Origin of the sequence: Bacillus yapensis (assembly GCF_005280205.1) — a bacterium.
GTDB classification, from domain to species: Bacteria; Bacillota; Bacilli; order Bacillales; family Cytobacillaceae; genus Robertmurraya; species Robertmurraya yapensis.
Map to the genome: position 1 here is coordinate 42,407 of NZ_SUND01000008.1, position 16,204 is coordinate 58,610.

Sequence of the window (16,204 nt, forward strand, 5' to 3'; positions counted from 1 at the left end):
TATTTTGCCTATTTTACACTAGAACATACATTCGCTTTTGTGGTAAAATGTAGGAAAAAGCATATGCGAGGAATCAATATGAAAAAAGTGAAATTTATTCATGGTGCAGATATACATATAGATAGTCCGATGGTTGGCCTGAAATCATTGCCTCCTCGTATCTTTAAAAGACTTCAGGAAAGTACCTTCCAGGCATTTAGAAGTTTGATTGATGCAGCGATTAGTAGTCATGTAGACTTTGTTGTTTTAGCAGGTGATTTATTTGATAATGAAAATCGCAGTGTGAGAGCACAAGTTTTTCTTCGCAAAGAAATGGAGAGACTTGCCGAAAAGGAAATTGATGTGTTCTTGATACATGGGAACCATGATCATATGAGCGGGAATTGGAGTCAAATTGAGCTTCCGAGCAATGTTCATGTGTTTGGGGAACAGGTAGCAGTAAAATCATTTACAACGAAAAACAATGCAATTGTCCATCTCTACGGATTTAGTTATCCGGAGCGACATGTGTATGAGAGGAAAATCAATGAGTACGAAAGAAAAGATGGAGCTGATTTTCATATAGGTATCCTTCATGGGAATATGGAAGGAAGTACGGATCATGGCAACTATGCTCCATTTCAACTCAATGATCTTATCGAAAAAGAATTCCATTATTGGGCACTAGGTCATATTCATAAGAGAGCCATTTTAAAAGAGGAGCCTGTCGTTATTTATCCTGGGAATACCCAGGGAAGGAATCGAAAAGAAACAGGTGTAAAGGGTTGTTATTTGGTTGAGTTGGATGAATCGGACTCCAAGCTCGAGTTTGTGGAAACGAGTGATGTCATCTGGTCTGAGGTTGCGATCGATGCTAGTGATATTTCTTCTTTCGACCAATTTTACCAGCTATGTAAAGATACCCTTGAGAGCATAAGAATAGAAGGAAAAGGAAATATAACTGCATTCCAGATTTCAAACCTATCAGTGAATATGAAAGAGCTAGAGGAACTACTCGAAACTCTGCAAGATGATGAGAAAGATGAAGAGTCCTTTGTTTGGCCAACCTCTATACGTGTTGAAGAAAAGTTGGAGTGGAAGCGTGAGGAGTTATCAAAGGAATCGGATTTTTATGGAGAACTATTTGATGTACTCGAACAGACTGAAGGATGGGACGACCTATTGGCCACCCTCTACCGGAATCCAGTTGCAAGAAAATTCCTGACGCCACTTCTAACGGATGAAGTCGAAGAAATCAGCAAAGAGGCAGAAGCTGTTTTAATAGAAAAGCTATTACGAAATGGATAAGGAGGTGGCCGATTTGAGAATTTTGGAAATCCATATTTATGGGTATGGAAAGCTAGAAAATAAAGTGCTAACAAACTTAAAGGATCTCAGTGTTTTTTATGGAGAAAATGAAGCAGGCAAATCGACCATAATGTCCTTCATTCATAGCATTCTCTTTGGTTTTCCAACAAAGCAGCAAATTGAACTGCGATATGAGCCGAAAAAGGGTGCAAAATATGGTGGGCAATTGGTGATTCAAACTGAGGCGAGAGGGAAAGTCATCATCGAACGTGTAAAAGGGAGAGCTGTTGGGGATGTCTCTGTCTTATTAGAGGATGGTTCAACTGGTGGAGACGAGCTGTTAAATGAACTACTTTCTAAAATAGATAAATCACTCTATCAATCGATCTTTTCTTTCAATCTCCATGGCCTTCAAAACGTACATAATCTTAAAAATGAGGATTTGGGTAAGTTCTTATTTTCGACAGGAACGATTGGTTCCGATAGACTACTGGTTGTTGAAAGTGAACTGCAAAAGGAAATAGACATTCTTTTTAAACCTAATGGAAAGAAGCCTTTAATCAATGAAAAGTTACAGGAAGTTAAGGCTGTTTATGAAGAATTAAAAAAAGCTGAGCAGCAAAATGGACAATATGGCAGGCTTTTACAGGAAAAAGAATTACTAGAGCAAGAGATTGAGCACAATCAATTGAGAGTAACTGAATTGCAGAAAAAGATTCGGCAATTAGAGGAATGGGAAAAGCTTGCGCCTATTGTGAAGGAAAGAGACCTGCTGCAGGCCGATTTGGAACAGATTGATATTACCTTTCCAGTTGATGGTTTATCGCGTTTAGAGCAGGTACAGCAGCTTTTAAAGCCATTAGAGGCTCAAAGAAAATCATTAATCGAGCAAAAAGAAAAGCTTCAAGCCGAATTGAGTGAGATTCATCCAAATGAACAGCTGATTGAGAAAGCGGATGCCATTCAGCGTGCTTTAGAAAGGCTTCCGCTTTACGAGACGATAAAGGAAGAAGAGAATGAATGGTTCGCTAAAAGAAGTCATCTTTCTGCCAATATCGAGGAATTAAAAGAAAGACTCCATTTTCCGATTCACGAAGAGCGATTGGCCCAAATTGATACGAGTATTTTTATGAAGGAAAAAATCGCTGAAGCGGAGAAAAAGCAGATGCGCTTAAAAGAACGCAAAGCGGAACTAGATGAGCAGTTTGCAAGAGAAAAAGAAGAGCTAGAGAGACTTGAGGTCCAGAAGGAGCTTTTAAAAGAAGACATGCTTCCGCAAGCTGAAAGAGATGCAAAGAAGCAGCAATTATTAAAGCGAAGCAATCAGGAGTCCATTGAAAAAGAACTTCGAAATACACAGGATAAGATCTATCTTTTGCAAATGAACTTGAAAAACGAAAGAAAACAGGCAAGGCAAAATCAGTATCAATCACTTATTTTGAGTGTTGTTTTTCTATTGCTATCAGTTTGGGGATTGTTTCAAACTCAATGGTTAATTGCAGTGGTTGGAGGAATTGGTTTCGGTTTCATGCTCTTTCTGCTTTATCAAAGAAAGAGTAATAGGAATCAAGATGTGGAAAGAGAGATTCAAGAGCTTAAAGCGAAGGAATCAAACTTGCAGCATCAGTTCAATAATTTCTCCTTTGCAGAATTAAATTTAATTGAAGAACAGTTGCGTAGAGACACAGCCTTACAAGAACAGCTAGCTGTTTTACAAATAAAGCTTGAACAACAGAATTTGCAATACGACAGGGTCATTCAAGCATTTGAAGACTGGGAGCGAGAGGCTGTGTCTCATAGAGAACTGTTGAGTGAATTAGGGAAGCAACTTTTCATTCCAAAAGAGATTGCCCAATCGAAAATCAATGAGGCATTTCTATTAATTGTGAAATTAAAGGATGCATTCAGAGAGTATCAATCTATGGAGACACAATTCCAGAAGAAATTAGAAATAAAAGATAGTATTGAAAAAGAAATTGTGAGTTTGTACCAGTTATTTTTCCAAGATGAAGCGATTCCTGTTCGTGAGCAAGGATATTTGTTAAGGGAGTCACTTAAAAAGGAACTTGCTAAACAACAGAAATATGAAGCAAGAGTAGAGAAGTTTAAAGAACTCGTTGAACAAATGGAACTTGTGGAAAAGGAATATAGTCATCTTCACCAAGAACAGGAAATGCTTTTTCAAGCAGCTGAGGTGGAAACTGAAGAGGAATACCGCTTAGTAGGGAAACAAGCTGAAAAACGTGCGCAGATGGCCGCTAGGGTGGAGGAGTTATCAAGGCAAATCGAATTGTCTTCTCTAGACAAAAAGGCGATGCAGGAACTTAATAGCATCGACGACCCACAGGTAGAGTTTCAAAATATAACAGCCGCCTTAACTCAGAGCTTAGAGGCAAGTCAGAAGGCTCACCAAGCTTTAGCCGATGTGAAGTATCAGATTGGCTTACTTGAGGAAGGTGGGCTATATGGAGACCTTTTACACAAGTATAAACAGCTTCAGTCTGAACTCGATTTAGAGGCAAGGGAATGGGCCAAGCTGTCAATGGCAAAAGAAATGCTGACGAAAACAGTGGATCGCTTTAAAGAGGAACGTCTTCCAAGCATGCTACAAAAAGCAGAAGAATATCTGACCTTTTTAACCGAAGGAAACTATCTACGAATCCTGCCTAAAAAAGAGAGTAATGGATTTCTGATTGAACGGAAGGACCATATTCTTTTTGAAGCGAATGAGCTAAGTCAGGCAACAACTGAGCAGGTATATGTTTCCATTCGTTTAGCCCTTGCAGCCACAATTTATAAGAAATATGCCTTTCCGATTATTATCGATGATAGCTTTGTTAATTTTGACCATAAACGTACAAGCAAGGTCATTGAATTATTAAAGACATTAAAAGACAATCAAATTCTCTTTTTTACCTGTCACCAGCATTTATTGAAATATTTTCATGAAGCTGAAGTGATCGAAGTGGGAGAAGGGATAACGACCAATATGATATAATAGATTGAAAGAAAGGGGCGAGGAGTCTTATGAGTAAAGGGATTCTCCAGCATGATGTAGGAGAGCAAGTAGAAAAATTCTTATTAATTAAAAGCTCAACAAAAGGGACTGCTAGCAATGGAAAGCCATTTTTATCACTTGTTTTGCAGGACCAGAGTGGGGAAATAGAGGCCAAGCTATGGGATGTCTCTGATGAGGATGAGAAGAACTATAGCAATGAAAAGATTGTTAAGGTAATAGGAGATATTCAAAACTATCGAGGTCGAAATCAATTGCGCCTTCGACAAATACGTCCTTCCTCGCAGGCGGATGCAGTTAATCTATCAGACTTTCTTGTTACCGCTCCTTTGAGTAAGGAAGAAATGCATAGCAAAATAACGCAATATATTTTTGAAATGAAAAATCCGAATATCCAACGTATTACGCGTCATCTCTTAAAAAAGAACCAGGACGCATTTTTGGAGTATCCAGCGGCGACAAAAAATCATCATGAATTTGTGTCGGGGCTCGCTTATCATGTTGTAAGCATGCTTGATTTAGCGAAAGCTATCGCTGAGTTATATCCAAGCTTGGACAAGGATTTATTATATGCCGGAGTTCTTCTCCACGATTTAGGAAAGCTTACAGAGTTGTCAGGACCGATTTCTACGACTTACACAGTAGAAGGAAACCTTTTAGGCCATATTAACATCATGGTCTCAGAAATCGTCAAAGCTGCAGACGAGCTTGGTATTACGGGTGAGGAAGTGTTGGTGCTTCAACATCTTGTGCTATCCCATCACGGAAAAGCAGAATGGGGTAGTCCGAAGCCTCCACTTATCAAAGAGGCAGAAATTCTTCATTATATTGATAATATTGACGCGAAGATGAATATGCTTGATCGTGCTCTGGAACGAGTAAAACCAGGCGAATTCAGTGAAAGAGTGTTTGCTCTTGATAATCGCTCATTTTATAAACCAACTTTCCATAAGTAACGCTAAAAAATGCCTCCATTGTGAGGCATTTTTTGTGTTTATGTTTGTTTTTTGTGTCTATCAACTCAAGAAGAAGAGAGCTATACTTATCATATTTTTCCCAAACGTGCATACATTTTTAACAAACAAGGCTTGTACATTTGATGTATGGAGGATGAGAAATGGATATTCCTGTTTGGATCTTATTGCTCGTTGGGGGAATTATCATTAGTGCGTTTATGGCTGTAAAGGTTGGTAGAGAAGAAAAAGAAGAGGAAAGAGAATTAATAGAAAAAGAAGGAGAGGTCTATATGGAGCGACTCAAGAAAGAGAAGGAAGAGCGCTCTGAAGGACGATCTTTCGGTTGATGGCAATAAAAAATGGGTTCCCTCGAATAAAGGGGACCCATTTTCCATTCTTATTTCTTTTCTTCTGTCTCAGTAGCTTCCTCAGTTTGCATAAAGCCACTTAAGTCTTTATCGCTAATTTTAACCTTAGCATCTTTTAATTCTTTTTGTAATGTTTCAGTCATTTTTGTGTTATCGATTTTGGATACTTTAATTTCTTGCTCGATTTGAGCTTTCATATCCTCTAGGCTCTTCTTCTCTTCTTTTTCAGTCACTTGGATAATGTGGTAGCCATGCTCAGATTTCACAGGATCACTAATTTCGTTCACATCAAGAGCGTATGAAGCCTCTTCAAATTCTGGTACCATTTGTCCTGTACCGAACCAGCCAAGATCCCCACCTGCTTCAGCAGAAGCCGTATCCGTTGAGTATTCTTTTGCTAATTCAGCAAAATCTCCACCTTCATCAAGCTTCGCCTTTACTTCTTTTGCTTTTGCTTCATCCGCTACTAAAATGTGACGAGCTTTGATTTGTGGCTTGTAGTTATCGTAGTATTCTTTGATTTCTTCATCTGTAACTTTAATATCTGCTGTCGCAGCTTTTTCTACTAATAAGTCTAATTTTAGACTTTGTTTAAATGTTTCTTCAGTCATTTGGTATTGTGCTAGAGCCATTTCGAAGTTTGAACCAAGTTGTTCTTTTACTTCGTTTAACTTAGCATCTAATTCTTCATCAGTTACCTTATATTTATCAGATAGAATTTTTTCATAAACAAGCTGTTGAAGAACTTGTTCACCGTAAGTCTTCTTCATTTCTTCATATAGCTCGTCCTTTGTAATGTTTCCAGCTTTTGTTTCTGCAACTGCCTCAGAATTGTCCCCGTTATTACATGCAGCTAAAGTGACGATGCCCGCAAGTAAAAGAAGGGAAAGAATCCACTTTTTCATCAAAACAACTCCTAAAATTAATTTCATTAATGAATGAGAGTTAAATTTCACAAATTTTAGACATTGATTTTTACACGTCTGTCGTTTTGATTTATGAAATTGCTCCATGTATTAATCACAAATTATACTATATCACAAATTGGAAAAAGAACAAAAGAAATATGGGATGGGGTAAAAGATGGAGATGGATAAAAATAGGCAACCTACCTATACCATAATTGGGACTAATACATAGGATAAAGTGTAAGCAAAAAACTTGGAGTTCCCTCCATTTCTTGCTTACGTCCAAAGAATATATAGGGAAATAGTTCTTTGGAAATCATCATTAACTTGTTACTCGCCTAATCGGTGGGGGTTATTCATGAATAGTATATAACAAGCACATTTGGAAGGGGGTGTTACGATGGGTCACGGAGGCGGATATGGTGGCGGTTTTGCCTTAATCGTAGTACTGTTTATTTTATTAATCATTGTTGGAGCTGCTTGGTTCTAAGTTAATGAATGTTAAAACAAAAAGAACATGAGATGGGTCTCATGTTCTTTTTGTTCGTTTATTTTTCAAACATACCAACGGTTGCGAAAAGATCTTTTATGTGAAAAGGATTTCGACGTATGAGGTAATCAGAAGAATCGTCACTAATACGTTAATCGTTCTAAAAACCTTTGGTTGTTTTTCTTCCGGAATTTCTTTTTGCAAGCAAAGGGAAGTTGTTAGCTTATTAATATTAAACAAAATAAATATAGCGAAAATAATAAAAATGGAGATGATCACCAAATCCCTCCCTATAGGTGAGTACTGTTCTTTTCTTACTACGATAACAAAATTTTAATAGGAGTACCACTTTAAGCATCGCTGTGAAAAAGACATCTTCACAGATGTCTTCAGACTGTTGACAAACGCTCGCTTTCTTCGTTACTTCGCCTTGTCCGGTGCTCATTACCTACTATGGTAACTCCGCTCCTCCCAAGGCTTCGCGCCTTGAAAGACAAACGTTTTCAATCAGCCTGAGGGTAACTGCTATCAATAATTTATTGTCTACACACTAAAGACATCTTCACAGATGTCTTAGATGGGCTATTGTTGATTGCTTACCAATATTTCAAAACCATCTTCGTTTTCTTCAATATATGCATGTTTTGGTGCCTTCAGAATGTTTACAGTACGGACAAGGTCTGGAACGGAAATACCAGTCTGATAAGCTAGTAAAATCGTAATATAGTGTACATAATGTGGCAATATGAAACAGAATGCCACCAATATCGCCGTTAAAGTTACAAATGGTAATAATAACGCGAGTAAGAATAAATGCTTTGAGATAGGCTCATGTGCTGTAATTTGAATGGAAGGGAAGAAGATAAATTTCCTTTCAATTCTTTTTCTAATCTTTGGCCCAAGATGCGAAATGGGTAATAAATGCAACAATTTATGGACTGGGTAAACTAATATCAAACAGAATATAAAGAGAAAGAAATGATTATCATAAAATGTAGTTGGTACAAACAAATATGATAACGAAATATATAGTATGATAAAAGTTAGCAACATCGTAATCAAAGAGATAACAAACAGTCTATGTGTGCCGTATTGTCTTGTGTAGTTTACTGTTTTCCAGCAATTCAAAAGTATCATCCTCCAAAAGGAGTATTTAGGAATAAAATGTGATATTCTCTAACTTACTTATGATACTTTACGATGAAAGAATAAAAAAATCAATAGGAAATCGTATTTCAATTTTTGATTGTTTTTTGTAAAATAATAGCGGAGAAGGCAATGGAAAATGCCTGAATTTAATTAAATTAGTCGAAAGAGGTTTTTATTGATGAACCTTGATTCTTTAATAGAAAAAATGAATCGCCTTGAATACCATCAATCCATTTTACTGAAGATGATTTCAAAAAGCGATGATCATTTTTATAAGTTAATTGTCGAACGATCATTAAACAAACAAGATGTGGAAAATTTTTATAAGGAATGCAATGAATTAATGATAGAACTAGAAGAACAGCAAGCGGAGGGATTTGTGTATTTTGAATCTCTATTAAAGAAATTCAAAGAATCGCTTCACCCAAACCTAGATGCAGAAGAAGTCATACTGGCTTGTCTCCGCCAAAAATTATTTTTGCCTTTAATGATAGAGTTTAAGAAATATATATAGGATTACACGAGCTCCTTAGAAGAATCCTTCTTTTTCAAGTGTCCATCCTCGTCCTTGAATTCTCTCTCAATATTTTCAAAGGATCTTTCGAAAATCTCCATAAAGTCATCACCATAAATATTGCGAACTATGGCCATCATTTCAACGATCTCTGGAAATTTACCATACAAGCTTTTTAATGGCATTGCTCCGGTAAAAACAGCATTTTTGTCTGGATCATATGTTTCCATTAACTCAAGTAAAACAGCTTCCCCTTTTTCAGTTAATTTGATGTAGGTGTTTCGTTTATCGCTTTCCTTTTTAGAAAAGTTAAGGAGACCTCTTTCTTCTAACTTCTTTGAGAAGTTGAAGGCGGTAGAAACATGCATCACGCCAAATTTTGCGACATCTGAAATGGATGCGCCGTTTAAGTGATAAGCAATCCAAAGGATATGGTGTTCATTAATATTTAAGTCAGCAGATTTAATCCATTGCTGCCAATCCTTTTCAATCGATTTCCATAAAGCTTTACTTAATTGTGCGATTCTTTGACTGAAAATCATTGCTTCTTTCATTGAATATTGTTTTTCTGTCATCCCCTAATTCACCCGCTTTAGTTTTCTTTATTATCATTATGCCAAGAAAACAAAAATAAATAAAGAAAAAATATACTAAATTTTTAGAAATTTTTTCATTAAGTTTGTTTTATTCGGCAAAATGAATAAGTTTAAATCATAAATCTGTTCGCAAGCATTTTTATAGTATATTAGTTTTCTTCTTATTAAATAAAAAATCCTTCTTTTTCTAAATAAAAATTGTTAGGAAAAAGAAGGATTTTACTATTAATTTAAAAATGTTCATCAGTTATGTAGTTCTATTTTTCGCTCAAGCTCCTGGAGGGTATCCTGTATGGCATCTATTTCACTCTTCAGTTGTTCTTGATGTGGTTTAATATCTGCTTGCCATCCTTCGATAAGCGTCTTTACATCAAGTATAAAGGAAGTCAGCCCTTCTCTGCCCTCTGTTGAAAGAGTTGTAATGGATTTTGTGATTTCACCTAGATCAAGTTTAAGTTGTGATAACTGTTCGATCCATGTATCTTTATTTTCACTTAAATATTTTCTTGTTTCTTTTCCTGAAGTAGGGGCTGTCAGTATCGTTGCGATGCCCGCAGCAATTCCTCCAATGATAAAACCTGTTAATAAAGATTTTCCGTTCATTCTTTCACCTCATCATACAAATTCTCGGGACACTGCTTGCCTCATAGGAAAATGATTCGCAGCATATAAATGTATTATACCTTTTTTATAAAGGAGTGTGGGCAAGTTTGGATGGAATGATATTCGGCTTATTTGCAGCAAGCGTTGTGCTACTGTTTGGGGCCATATATAACTTTTTGTCTTTAAAAAAACCAGGGTTCTATCCTCCGAAGAGAGTGTTGAAAAAGAGGGCAGTTTTGTTAGCTAGCATTGCGGTAGTATGTATTCTATTAGGATGGATTGTTTCCTTTTTCAAATAAAAAATTTTCTCAATCGGTTTTGGATAACAAAAAAGAACCCAAATGGGTTCTTTACTTAACCAGAAAATGTTGTATTATTTGTAAGTTTTGTTCTTTTTACAATCGTTAAGGCGATTGGATATAGGACAATCATGACCAGTGTATTAGCAGCTGTTGCAGGTAACACTGCAAGGCCGAATAATCCTGCAAATGATCCAGGCAAGCCGACAATCAAATATGCTGAACCTAGGAACACTGTTCCAGAGATAATCGTACCTAGTGCTGTTAACGCAGCGATGCTGATGATATTCGAACGAAACTTTTTAAGTGCTAAAAATAATCCAAAGAATATAAATGCAGTAATCGGTTTATCAATGATATTTGGAATAAGTCCTCCAGGGAAGCTTGTTGTTAAACCTGAAATGACACCAGTAACTAAGCTTATTAGTAAGACACTCTTACTATCAGGGAATAAAACAATTCCTAAAAACATCATGGCTAACATCATATCTGGCTTCATCCCAAAGGCGAATCCTGGTATGGCCAAATGTAGTACAGCACCCATCCCAACTAGAAGGGCTAAGGCCACCAAATTTTTTGTATTCATTTCTCATCTCTCCTCGACTATTCTGTCTATTCTATTGCTTCTCCCATAGTGCACTCGTTGCCTAAGGCGAAAAGCTTGGTACTATTATAGCATATTTACAAAAGGCGTACAGTTAAATTCGGAATTTGGAATATTAACCCTTTTGGCGATATTTTTTCATGAACTCAGCTAATTGGATGACATGTTCCACTGGCACAGCATTATAAATAGAAGCTCGGCATCCCCCAACTGAGCGGTGACCATTCAGTCCGACAAACCCATTTTCTTTTGCAAGAGTAAGGAATTCTTTTGTAGATTCCTCGTTAGGTAAGGTAAATGTAACATTCATATTGGAGCGACTATTTTGATTCGCATGACCAGAATAGAAGCCATTGCTTTCGTCTATTACGCCATAAAGAATTTTTGCTTTTTCATTATTCTTTTGTTCAATAGCTGAAATACCACCCTGGCTTTCCACCCAGTCGAGTGTAAGTTTAAGCAAATAAATAGCGAATGTAGGTGGCGTATTATAAAGCGAGTTATTTTGGCTATAGGTCTGATAATTAAGCATAGTCGGTAAATGATCAACAGTTGTGTGTAGGAGATCCTTTTTTACGATTACAACGGTTACTCCCGATGGTCCAAGATTCTTTTGAGCCCCCGCATAAATCAGTCCAAACTGGTTGATATTCAATGATTTGCTTAAAATATCGCTAGACATATCGGCAATTAGTGGGACAGATACATCTGGATAGCTTTGCCACTGGGTACCATAAATCGTATTGTTACTTGTTACATGAAGATAGGCAGCATTCGCTTCTAAGTTGTCTAAATTCAATTGAGGAATTGATTTGTAGTTTTCTTCTTTTGTAGAAGCTAGGATGGAAGTGGCTCCAACTTTTTTGGCTTCTTTCAAGGCTTTTTCTGACCAAGAGCCTGTTAGTACATAAGAGCCTACTTTTCCTTCTGTTAAAAGATTCATCGGCACCATGGAAAACTGGAGACTCGCTCCGCCTTGAATAAAGAGGATTTCGTACTCGTTGGAAATTTGAAGAAGATTTCGTAATTGAGCTTGTGCACCGTTATGAACTTCTTCATAATCTTTGCTACGGTGGCTCAGCTCCATCACAGACATTCCTGTGTCGTTAAAATTCAGTAATTGTTTTTGGGCTTGGAGAAGTACTTCTTCTGGGAGTGCAGCTGGTCCCGCATTAAAATTGAGTGCTCGAGTCATTGGTCTAACCTCCACTAGTTCGCTTTTTATATGTGATTCATTTTACTTAATTCCAAAATGAGTGTAAATGATAAATTTCATAATTGTCTAAGAAATCTAAATAAGAGGTGGGTGCGATTTGAATGACAAAATGGATTTGCATGCCAAGATGACTGAGAAATGGCTGGAGCTGACGGACAAAATGGGTTAGTACGCCAAGGTGAGCAAGAATTGGTCGTAGTTGACCGCCAAAATGGGTTTGTACGCCAAGATGAGCGAGAAATGGCTAGAGCTGACTGCCAAAATGGGTTTGTACGCCAAGATGAGCGAGAAATGGCTGGAGCTGACGGACAAAATGGGTTTGTACGCCAAGGTGAGCGAGAAATGGCTGGATCTGACCGACAAATTCGGTTTGTACGCCAAGATGAAGAGGAAAGAGCCAGAGCTGACGGACAAATTAAAATTGTTCGCCAAGTTGTGTAAAAAGGAACTAGATCTGACCGACAAGAGCAATCGGAGGAGCTGTGTCAAAATAAAAGAAAGACTGTCCACCTAAAAAAAGGGGACAGCCTCAGCCATTAGCTTACAGATTCGCTTGTATTTCACTAGCCATTTTTTGATAATCTTCTGGAGTGTATTCGCTTTGATGGGATTTCCAAACTGCTCCAAACCCGTCACCTTCTCCATAGCGTGGAAGTAAGTGCATATGGTAATGAAAAACAGATTGTCCTGCTTTTTCTCCGTTGTTGTTCAGTAGGTTAAGCCCAACAGGATTGTATGTAGCTTTTAATGCATTTGCAATCTTTGGAACGACCTCAAAAAGATTTTTGGCAATATCAGGTGTTAATTCATAGACATTTTCTTTATGTATTTTCGGAATAACGAGTGTATGTCCTTTTGTTACCTGACTGATATCAAGGAATGCTACAACATGTTCGTTTTCAAAAACTTTTGCCGAAGGAATTTCTCCATTGACGATTTTACAAAAAATACAATCGCTCATATTTATGCTCCTTTCATTATTTATTTCCTACATTTTACCACAAAGATAATATAAATAAGAAGGGCAGGATCCGCTAGGAATCCCGCCCGTCGTTTGAAGGGGAAATGCTTCATTGTTCTTTCGGGTTACTTTCTTTGATAAACACCTCATTTGATATGAATGTTATCTAATGAGAAAGCGATCTATAGTTCAAGCGTACCATCCCCAATTCTTTATAAGTTATCAGCAACGTATAAAGCAGTGAGATAGTCTTTCGTAAACACCCCATTTTTTTATTAAAATGGATTCAGATCTTAGGTTAAATGAACTGATAGTCCAAAACAACCATCCCCTTGTAGGAACGTTGGAAGCTTATATTGAAAGGAAATTGCCTGCGATAGACACCCCATCTCAATTTTTAAGATGATTTTTTATCATCAGGTTGTTTCCCCTTCGAATATTATGATGTCCGGTTAAGAGAGAAATATGTATCGCTATTTTTTGAAGGAACAATTTGTTAAAATGGGACTAACTACTGTTGGGAGTTGTTAAGAATGAGTTTGCTACAAATAAAAGATGTGACAGGCGGCTACACCCGTAATCCTGTCTTGAAAGACGTATCATTTGAAGTCAAACAAAATGAAATCGTGGGCCTAATCGGTTTAAATGGTGCTGGGAAAAGTACGACGATTAAACATATTATCGGTTTAATGGAGCCTCATAAAGGCGAAATCAGTATCAATGGACAAACGTTCCAAGAGAACAAGGAGGCTTATCGAAAGCAATTTACCTTTGTTCCAGAAACGCCGATTTTATATGATGAATTAACATTAGACGAACATTTATCTATGACTGCTATGGCTTACGGTTTAGATAAGAAATCATTCGAAGAGAGAAAGGAAGTTCTGTTAAAGGAATTCCGGATGAATAAGCGTTTGAAATGGTTCCCGGCTCATTTTTCAAAAGGAATGAAGCAGAAGGTTATGATTATGTGTGCTTTCCTTGTGCAACCGAACCTATACATAGTTGATGAACCGTTTGTTGGTCTTGACCCACTTGGTATTCAATCGCTCCTCGATTTAATGAAAAAAATGAAAGAAGATGGGGCAGGTATTCTAATGTCCACGCATATTCTGGCTACTGCAGAACGATACTGTGACCGTTTCGTCATCTTGCACGAAGGAAAAGTTCGCGCGAAAGGAACGTTGGATGAATTGCGCGAACAATTTTCTATGCCGAATGCAACGCTCGATGATTTGTATATTCAGCTAACAAAGGAAGAAGATTATGTTTGATGAAAAGGTTCTATGGAAGCAGCGATTTGGAAGAACAAATACGGAGCTTAGCAAATACCTACGCTATATCTTTAATGGCCATATCGTCATTGTTCTTGTCTTTTTATTAGGAACTGCAGCCTTTTACTATCAAGAATGGATTAGTACATTAAGCCAAAGCTTTCCGGTTTCAATTATAATGGCTGCTTTAATTGGGTTGTTGCTCACATATACTCCGATTTACACATTTCTAATGGAAGCGGATCGGATTTTTTTACTTCCTTTAGAAGAGCGGCTCGGGGGATACTTTCAGCGATCAATGGTTGTAAGCTTTATTGTCCAATTGTATTTGCTGATTATGGGACTTGCTGTCCTGATGCCTTTGTATGCCCATGTGCATAATGGGAGCTATAGCAAATTTCTGCCGTTTTTACTCGTATTAGCTATCGTAAAAATAATGAACTTGATCATCCGTTGGAGAGTTCAATTTTACGTGGACACCAATGTACATAAGTCTGATTCGGTCGTGCGCTATTTGGTGAATGGTGTGTTCCTTTATCTGTTATTTTCTGAGGCGGCTGTATGGTTTTTCATTCCAGTGGTTCTCATTTTTATTGTTCTATATGGGGTATACTACTCGCAGACAAAGCAGAGAGGCCTGAAGTGGGAATTTCTCATTGAGCAGGAAGAGAGAAGGATGATGTCCTTTTATCGTCTAGCTAACATGTTTACAGATGTTCCAAAACTTCGCGATCAGGTAAAAAGAAGAAAGTGGCTCGATTGGATTTCTTCTTTCTTGAAATATCGGACAGAAGGGGTATACACCCATCTCTTTGTCCATACCTTCATACGTGGGGGAGATTTTTTAGGCCTATTCATTCGCTTAACCGTCATTGGTATGCTTGTTCTGTATTTTATTACCTTTGGCAATGGACAAATTCTTTTTGTGCTCTTGTTCTTATTTTTAACAGGATTTCAACTACTTCCGCTCTGGAATCATCATCAGAATAAAATTTGGTTGAATCTATATCCTGTCAGGGAAGAGTTAAAAGGGGAGTCATTCAAAAAAGTTCTAGTGGTCTTATTGTTCATTCAATCACTCTTACTAAGCATTCCATTATTTTTAAAAGCGGAATGGCTAATTGGACTCGTATCCGTCGCGGCAGGCTTTGCTTTTAGTTATTTATTTGTGTTTGTGTATAATCGCAACAAGTTAAAAGCATAGGTATGTAAAAGAGGTCATGCACTCAGATTCTGTGGTGCATGACTCTTTTTTTGTATAAGGACCAATTATTAACAAAAAATAAAGGCACCTGAAATAAACGAAATAGGCGTATTGGAATGAGGAGAGCTTATGGATATCGTTGAACGATTGTTTGCTCAATATGGATATTTAGTGTTACTGTTTGGTCTGCCATTGGAACTAATAGCTCTTCCGATTCCTCCTGGAAACACGACACTAGCATATGCGGGATATTTATCTTATAAACATGTGCTTGAACTCCTACCAACTTTTGCAGCAGCATATTCTGGAACAATACTAGGCATCACCACTACATATTGGATAGGAAACAAGTTGGGACTGCCACTTATCGAAAAATATGGTAAATGGTTCTTTTTGAAGCCGAAGCATTTTATGAAAGCAAAATTAGCCTATGAGAAATACGGGAAAAAGATGCTTCTTTTTGGATTTTTCTTGCCAGGTGTTAGACAGATTAACAGCTACTTTGCAGGAATAACTCATGTTCCATTTTGTACATTTGTTTTATATGCCTATACTGGGACAGCTTTGTGGGTCTCCGTATTTATCGGGGTTGGTTATGTATTCGGAAATCAATGGCAGCTCGTTTTTACTTGGATAGAGCATTTTTTTAGTTTCATCCTAATCATCTTGTGCTGTACCATTGCCATTTTACTCCTTTTGAAATGGCGTAATTGGTTGAGAGGCCGAAGAGGGATTCACCAAGGTGAATTAGAGTGAATT

19 protein-coding genes are annotated in these 16,204 nt (G+C 37.4%); 11 read left to right on the forward strand and 8 right to left on the reverse strand.

What is annotated here, in order from left to right:
* The first annotated feature begins 78 nt into the window (after window positions 1-78).
* The 4 genes from FAR12_RS11080 (at window position 79) to FAR12_RS11095 (ending at window position 5,606) form a co-directional block, all read left to right on the forward strand.
* Window positions 79-1,287 carry a metallophosphoesterase family protein gene (locus FAR12_RS11080; protein ID WP_126408733.1) on the forward strand — a complete coding sequence of 403 codons (1,209 nt, stop codon included), beginning with the start codon at window positions 79-81 and terminating at the stop codon, window positions 1,285-1,287.
* Window positions 1,280-4,285 (forward strand): ATP-binding protein, encoded by a 3,006-nt coding sequence (locus FAR12_RS11085; protein ID WP_126408734.1) that lies wholly within the window; start codon window positions 1,280-1,282, stop codon window positions 4,283-4,285. Before FAR12_RS11080 ends, FAR12_RS11085 begins: the two co-directional genes overlap by 8 nt.
* A 29-nt stretch (window positions 4,286-4,314) precedes the next feature.
* Window positions 4,315-5,259: a 3'-5' exoribonuclease YhaM gene (gene yhaM, locus FAR12_RS11090; protein ID WP_126408735.1), complete on the forward strand. Its 945-nt coding sequence runs from the start codon at window positions 4,315-4,317 to the stop codon at window positions 5,257-5,259.
* A gap of 161 nt (window positions 5,260-5,420) precedes the next feature.
* Window positions 5,421-5,606, forward strand: a complete 186-nt coding sequence (locus tag FAR12_RS11095) for a sporulation YhaL family protein (RefSeq protein WP_126408736.1) — start codon at window positions 5,421-5,423, stop codon at window positions 5,604-5,606.
* 50 nt (window positions 5,607-5,656) lie between these two features.
* On the opposite strand, the gene FAR12_RS11100 is transcribed toward FAR12_RS11095, so the two are convergent.
* Complete coding sequence (locus FAR12_RS11100) at window positions 5,657-6,532, reverse strand: peptidylprolyl isomerase (RefSeq protein WP_126408737.1); 876 nt, start codon at window positions 6,530-6,532, stop codon at window positions 5,657-5,659.
* Between the two features lie 403 nt (window positions 6,533-6,935).
* Between FAR12_RS11100 and FAR12_RS11105 the strand changes: the two genes are divergently transcribed.
* Window positions 6,936-7,025: a YjcZ family sporulation protein gene (locus FAR12_RS11105; protein WP_126408738.1), complete on the forward strand. Its 90-nt coding sequence runs from the start codon at window positions 6,936-6,938 to the stop codon at window positions 7,023-7,025.
* Between the two features lie 96 nt (window positions 7,026-7,121).
* Here FAR12_RS11105 and FAR12_RS11110 read toward each other — a convergent pair whose 3' ends face one another.
* Together FAR12_RS11110 and FAR12_RS11115 are read right to left on the reverse strand one after the other, a co-directional pair.
* Window positions 7,122-7,301: a hypothetical protein gene (locus FAR12_RS11110; protein WP_126408864.1), complete on the reverse strand. Its 180-nt coding sequence runs from the start codon at window positions 7,299-7,301 to the stop codon at window positions 7,122-7,124.
* A gap of 306 nt (window positions 7,302-7,607) precedes the next feature.
* Window positions 7,608-8,162, reverse strand: coding sequence for a DUF3267 domain-containing protein (locus tag FAR12_RS11115; RefSeq protein WP_126408739.1), 555 nt, complete (start codon window positions 8,160-8,162; stop codon window positions 7,608-7,610).
* A 190-nt stretch (window positions 8,163-8,352) separates the two neighbouring features.
* On the opposite strand from FAR12_RS11115, the gene FAR12_RS11120 reads away from it, so the two are divergent.
* Window positions 8,353-8,688, forward strand: coding sequence for a DUF1878 family protein (locus FAR12_RS11120; protein ID WP_126408740.1), 336 nt, complete (start codon window positions 8,353-8,355; stop codon window positions 8,686-8,688).
* 2 nt (window positions 8,689-8,690) lie between these two features.
* Here FAR12_RS11120 and FAR12_RS11125 read toward each other — a convergent pair whose 3' ends face one another.
* Window positions 8,691-9,263, reverse strand: a complete 573-nt coding sequence (locus FAR12_RS11125) for an HTH-type transcriptional regulator Hpr (RefSeq protein ID WP_126408741.1) — start codon at window positions 9,261-9,263, stop codon at window positions 8,691-8,693.
* A 264-nt stretch (window positions 9,264-9,527) separates the two neighbouring features.
* On the reverse strand, window positions 9,528-9,887 hold the full coding sequence (locus tag FAR12_RS11130) for a YtxH domain-containing protein (protein WP_126408742.1): 360 nt from the start codon (window positions 9,885-9,887) through the stop codon (window positions 9,528-9,530).
* A 116-nt stretch (window positions 9,888-10,003) separates the two neighbouring features.
* Here FAR12_RS11130 and yhzF point away from each other — a divergent pair, with 116 nt between their 5' ends.
* The gene (gene yhzF / locus FAR12_RS24230; RefSeq protein WP_126408865.1) at window positions 10,004-10,186 is read left to right on the forward strand and encodes a membrane protein YhzF; all 183 of its coding nucleotides are present in this window, start codon (window positions 10,004-10,006) and stop codon (window positions 10,184-10,186) included.
* Between the two features lie 55 nt (window positions 10,187-10,241).
* Here the strand turns inward: yhzF and FAR12_RS11140 are convergent, their stop codons facing one another.
* Together FAR12_RS11140 and serC are read right to left on the reverse strand one after the other, a co-directional pair.
* Window positions 10,242-10,772 (reverse strand): tryptophan transporter, encoded by a 531-nt coding sequence (locus FAR12_RS11140; RefSeq protein WP_126408743.1) that lies wholly within the window; start codon window positions 10,770-10,772, stop codon window positions 10,242-10,244.
* Between the two features lie 133 nt (window positions 10,773-10,905).
* A complete protein-coding gene (gene serC, locus FAR12_RS11145) occupies window positions 10,906-11,985 on the reverse strand; it encodes a 3-phosphoserine/phosphohydroxythreonine transaminase (protein ID WP_126408744.1) in 1,080 nt (359 codons plus the stop codon).
* A gap of 159 nt (window positions 11,986-12,144) precedes the next feature.
* Here serC and FAR12_RS11150 point away from each other — a divergent pair, with 159 nt between their 5' ends.
* Entirely contained in the window at window positions 12,145-12,447 is a 303-nt protein-coding gene (locus tag FAR12_RS11150; protein WP_126408745.1) for a hypothetical protein, read from the forward strand.
* Window positions 12,448-12,547: 100 nt separating this feature from the next.
* Here FAR12_RS11150 and FAR12_RS11155 read toward each other — a convergent pair whose 3' ends face one another.
* Window positions 12,548-12,967, reverse strand: a complete 420-nt coding sequence (locus tag FAR12_RS11155; protein WP_126408746.1) for an HIT family protein — start codon at window positions 12,965-12,967, stop codon at window positions 12,548-12,550.
* Between the two features lie 533 nt (window positions 12,968-13,500).
* Here FAR12_RS11155 and FAR12_RS11160 point away from each other — a divergent pair.
* The 3 genes from FAR12_RS11160 to FAR12_RS11170 all read left to right on the forward strand — a co-directional run bounded on the left by FAR12_RS11160 (window position 13,501) and on the right by FAR12_RS11170 (window position 16,201).
* The gene (locus FAR12_RS11160; RefSeq protein WP_126408747.1) at window positions 13,501-14,241 is read left to right on the forward strand and encodes an ABC transporter ATP-binding protein; all 741 of its coding nucleotides are present in this window, start codon (window positions 13,501-13,503) and stop codon (window positions 14,239-14,241) included.
* The gene (locus FAR12_RS11165; protein ID WP_126408748.1) at window positions 14,234-15,445 is read left to right on the forward strand and encodes an ABC transporter permease; all 1,212 of its coding nucleotides are present in this window, start codon (window positions 14,234-14,236) and stop codon (window positions 15,443-15,445) included. The genes FAR12_RS11160 and FAR12_RS11165 overlap by 8 nt, the downstream gene beginning before the upstream one ends.
* Before the next feature lie 129 nt (window positions 15,446-15,574).
* Complete coding sequence (locus FAR12_RS11170) at window positions 15,575-16,201, forward strand: DedA family protein (protein ID WP_126408749.1); 627 nt, start codon at window positions 15,575-15,577, stop codon at window positions 16,199-16,201.
* The last annotated feature ends 3 nt before the right edge of the window (window positions 16,202-16,204 follow it).

What these genes read in the sequence shown, in the direction of transcription:
- FAR12_RS11080 (WP_126408733.1), top strand. Translation starts at nt 79, where the DNA reads ATGAAAAAAGTGAAATTTATTCATGGTGCAGATATACATATAGATAGT.
- FAR12_RS11085 (WP_126408734.1), top strand. Translation starts at nt 1,280, where the DNA reads ATGGATAAGGAGGTGGCCGATTTGAGAATTTTGGAAATCCATATTTAT.
- yhaM (WP_126408735.1), top strand. Translation starts at nt 4,315, where the DNA reads ATGAGTAAAGGGATTCTCCAGCATGATGTAGGAGAGCAAGTAGAAAAA.
- FAR12_RS11095 (WP_126408736.1), top strand. Translation starts at nt 5,421, where the DNA reads ATGGATATTCCTGTTTGGATCTTATTGCTCGTTGGGGGAATTATCATT.
- FAR12_RS11100 (WP_126408737.1), bottom strand. Translation starts at nt 6,532, where the DNA reads ATGAAAAAGTGGATTCTTTCCCTTCTTTTACTTGCGGGCATCGTCACT.
- FAR12_RS11105 (WP_126408738.1), top strand. Translation starts at nt 6,936, where the DNA reads ATGGGTCACGGAGGCGGATATGGTGGCGGTTTTGCCTTAATCGTAGTA.
- FAR12_RS11115 (WP_126408739.1), bottom strand. Translation starts at nt 8,162, where the DNA reads ATGATACTTTTGAATTGCTGGAAAACAGTAAACTACACAAGACAATAC.
- FAR12_RS11120 (WP_126408740.1), top strand. Translation starts at nt 8,353, where the DNA reads ATGAACCTTGATTCTTTAATAGAAAAAATGAATCGCCTTGAATACCAT.
- FAR12_RS11125 (WP_126408741.1), bottom strand. Translation starts at nt 9,263, where the DNA reads ATGACAGAAAAACAATATTCAATGAAAGAAGCAATGATTTTCAGTCAA.
- FAR12_RS11130 (WP_126408742.1), bottom strand. Translation starts at nt 9,887, where the DNA reads ATGAACGGAAAATCTTTATTAACAGGTTTTATCATTGGAGGAATTGCT.
- yhzF (WP_126408865.1), top strand. Translation starts at nt 10,004, where the DNA reads ATGATATTCGGCTTATTTGCAGCAAGCGTTGTGCTACTGTTTGGGGCC.
- FAR12_RS11140 (WP_126408743.1), bottom strand. Translation starts at nt 10,772, where the DNA reads ATGAATACAAAAAATTTGGTGGCCTTAGCCCTTCTAGTTGGGATGGGT.
- serC (WP_126408744.1), bottom strand. Translation starts at nt 11,985, where the DNA reads ATGACTCGAGCACTCAATTTTAATGCGGGACCAGCTGCACTCCCAGAA.
- FAR12_RS11150 (WP_126408745.1), top strand. Translation starts at nt 12,145, where the DNA reads ATGGCTGGAGCTGACGGACAAAATGGGTTAGTACGCCAAGGTGAGCAA.
- FAR12_RS11155 (WP_126408746.1), bottom strand. Translation starts at nt 12,967, where the DNA reads ATGAGCGATTGTATTTTTTGTAAAATCGTCAATGGAGAAATTCCTTCG.
- FAR12_RS11160 (WP_126408747.1), top strand. Translation starts at nt 13,501, where the DNA reads ATGAGTTTGCTACAAATAAAAGATGTGACAGGCGGCTACACCCGTAAT.
- FAR12_RS11165 (WP_126408748.1), top strand. Translation starts at nt 14,234, where the DNA reads ATGTTTGATGAAAAGGTTCTATGGAAGCAGCGATTTGGAAGAACAAAT.
- FAR12_RS11170 (WP_126408749.1), top strand. Translation starts at nt 15,575, where the DNA reads ATGGATATCGTTGAACGATTGTTTGCTCAATATGGATATTTAGTGTTA.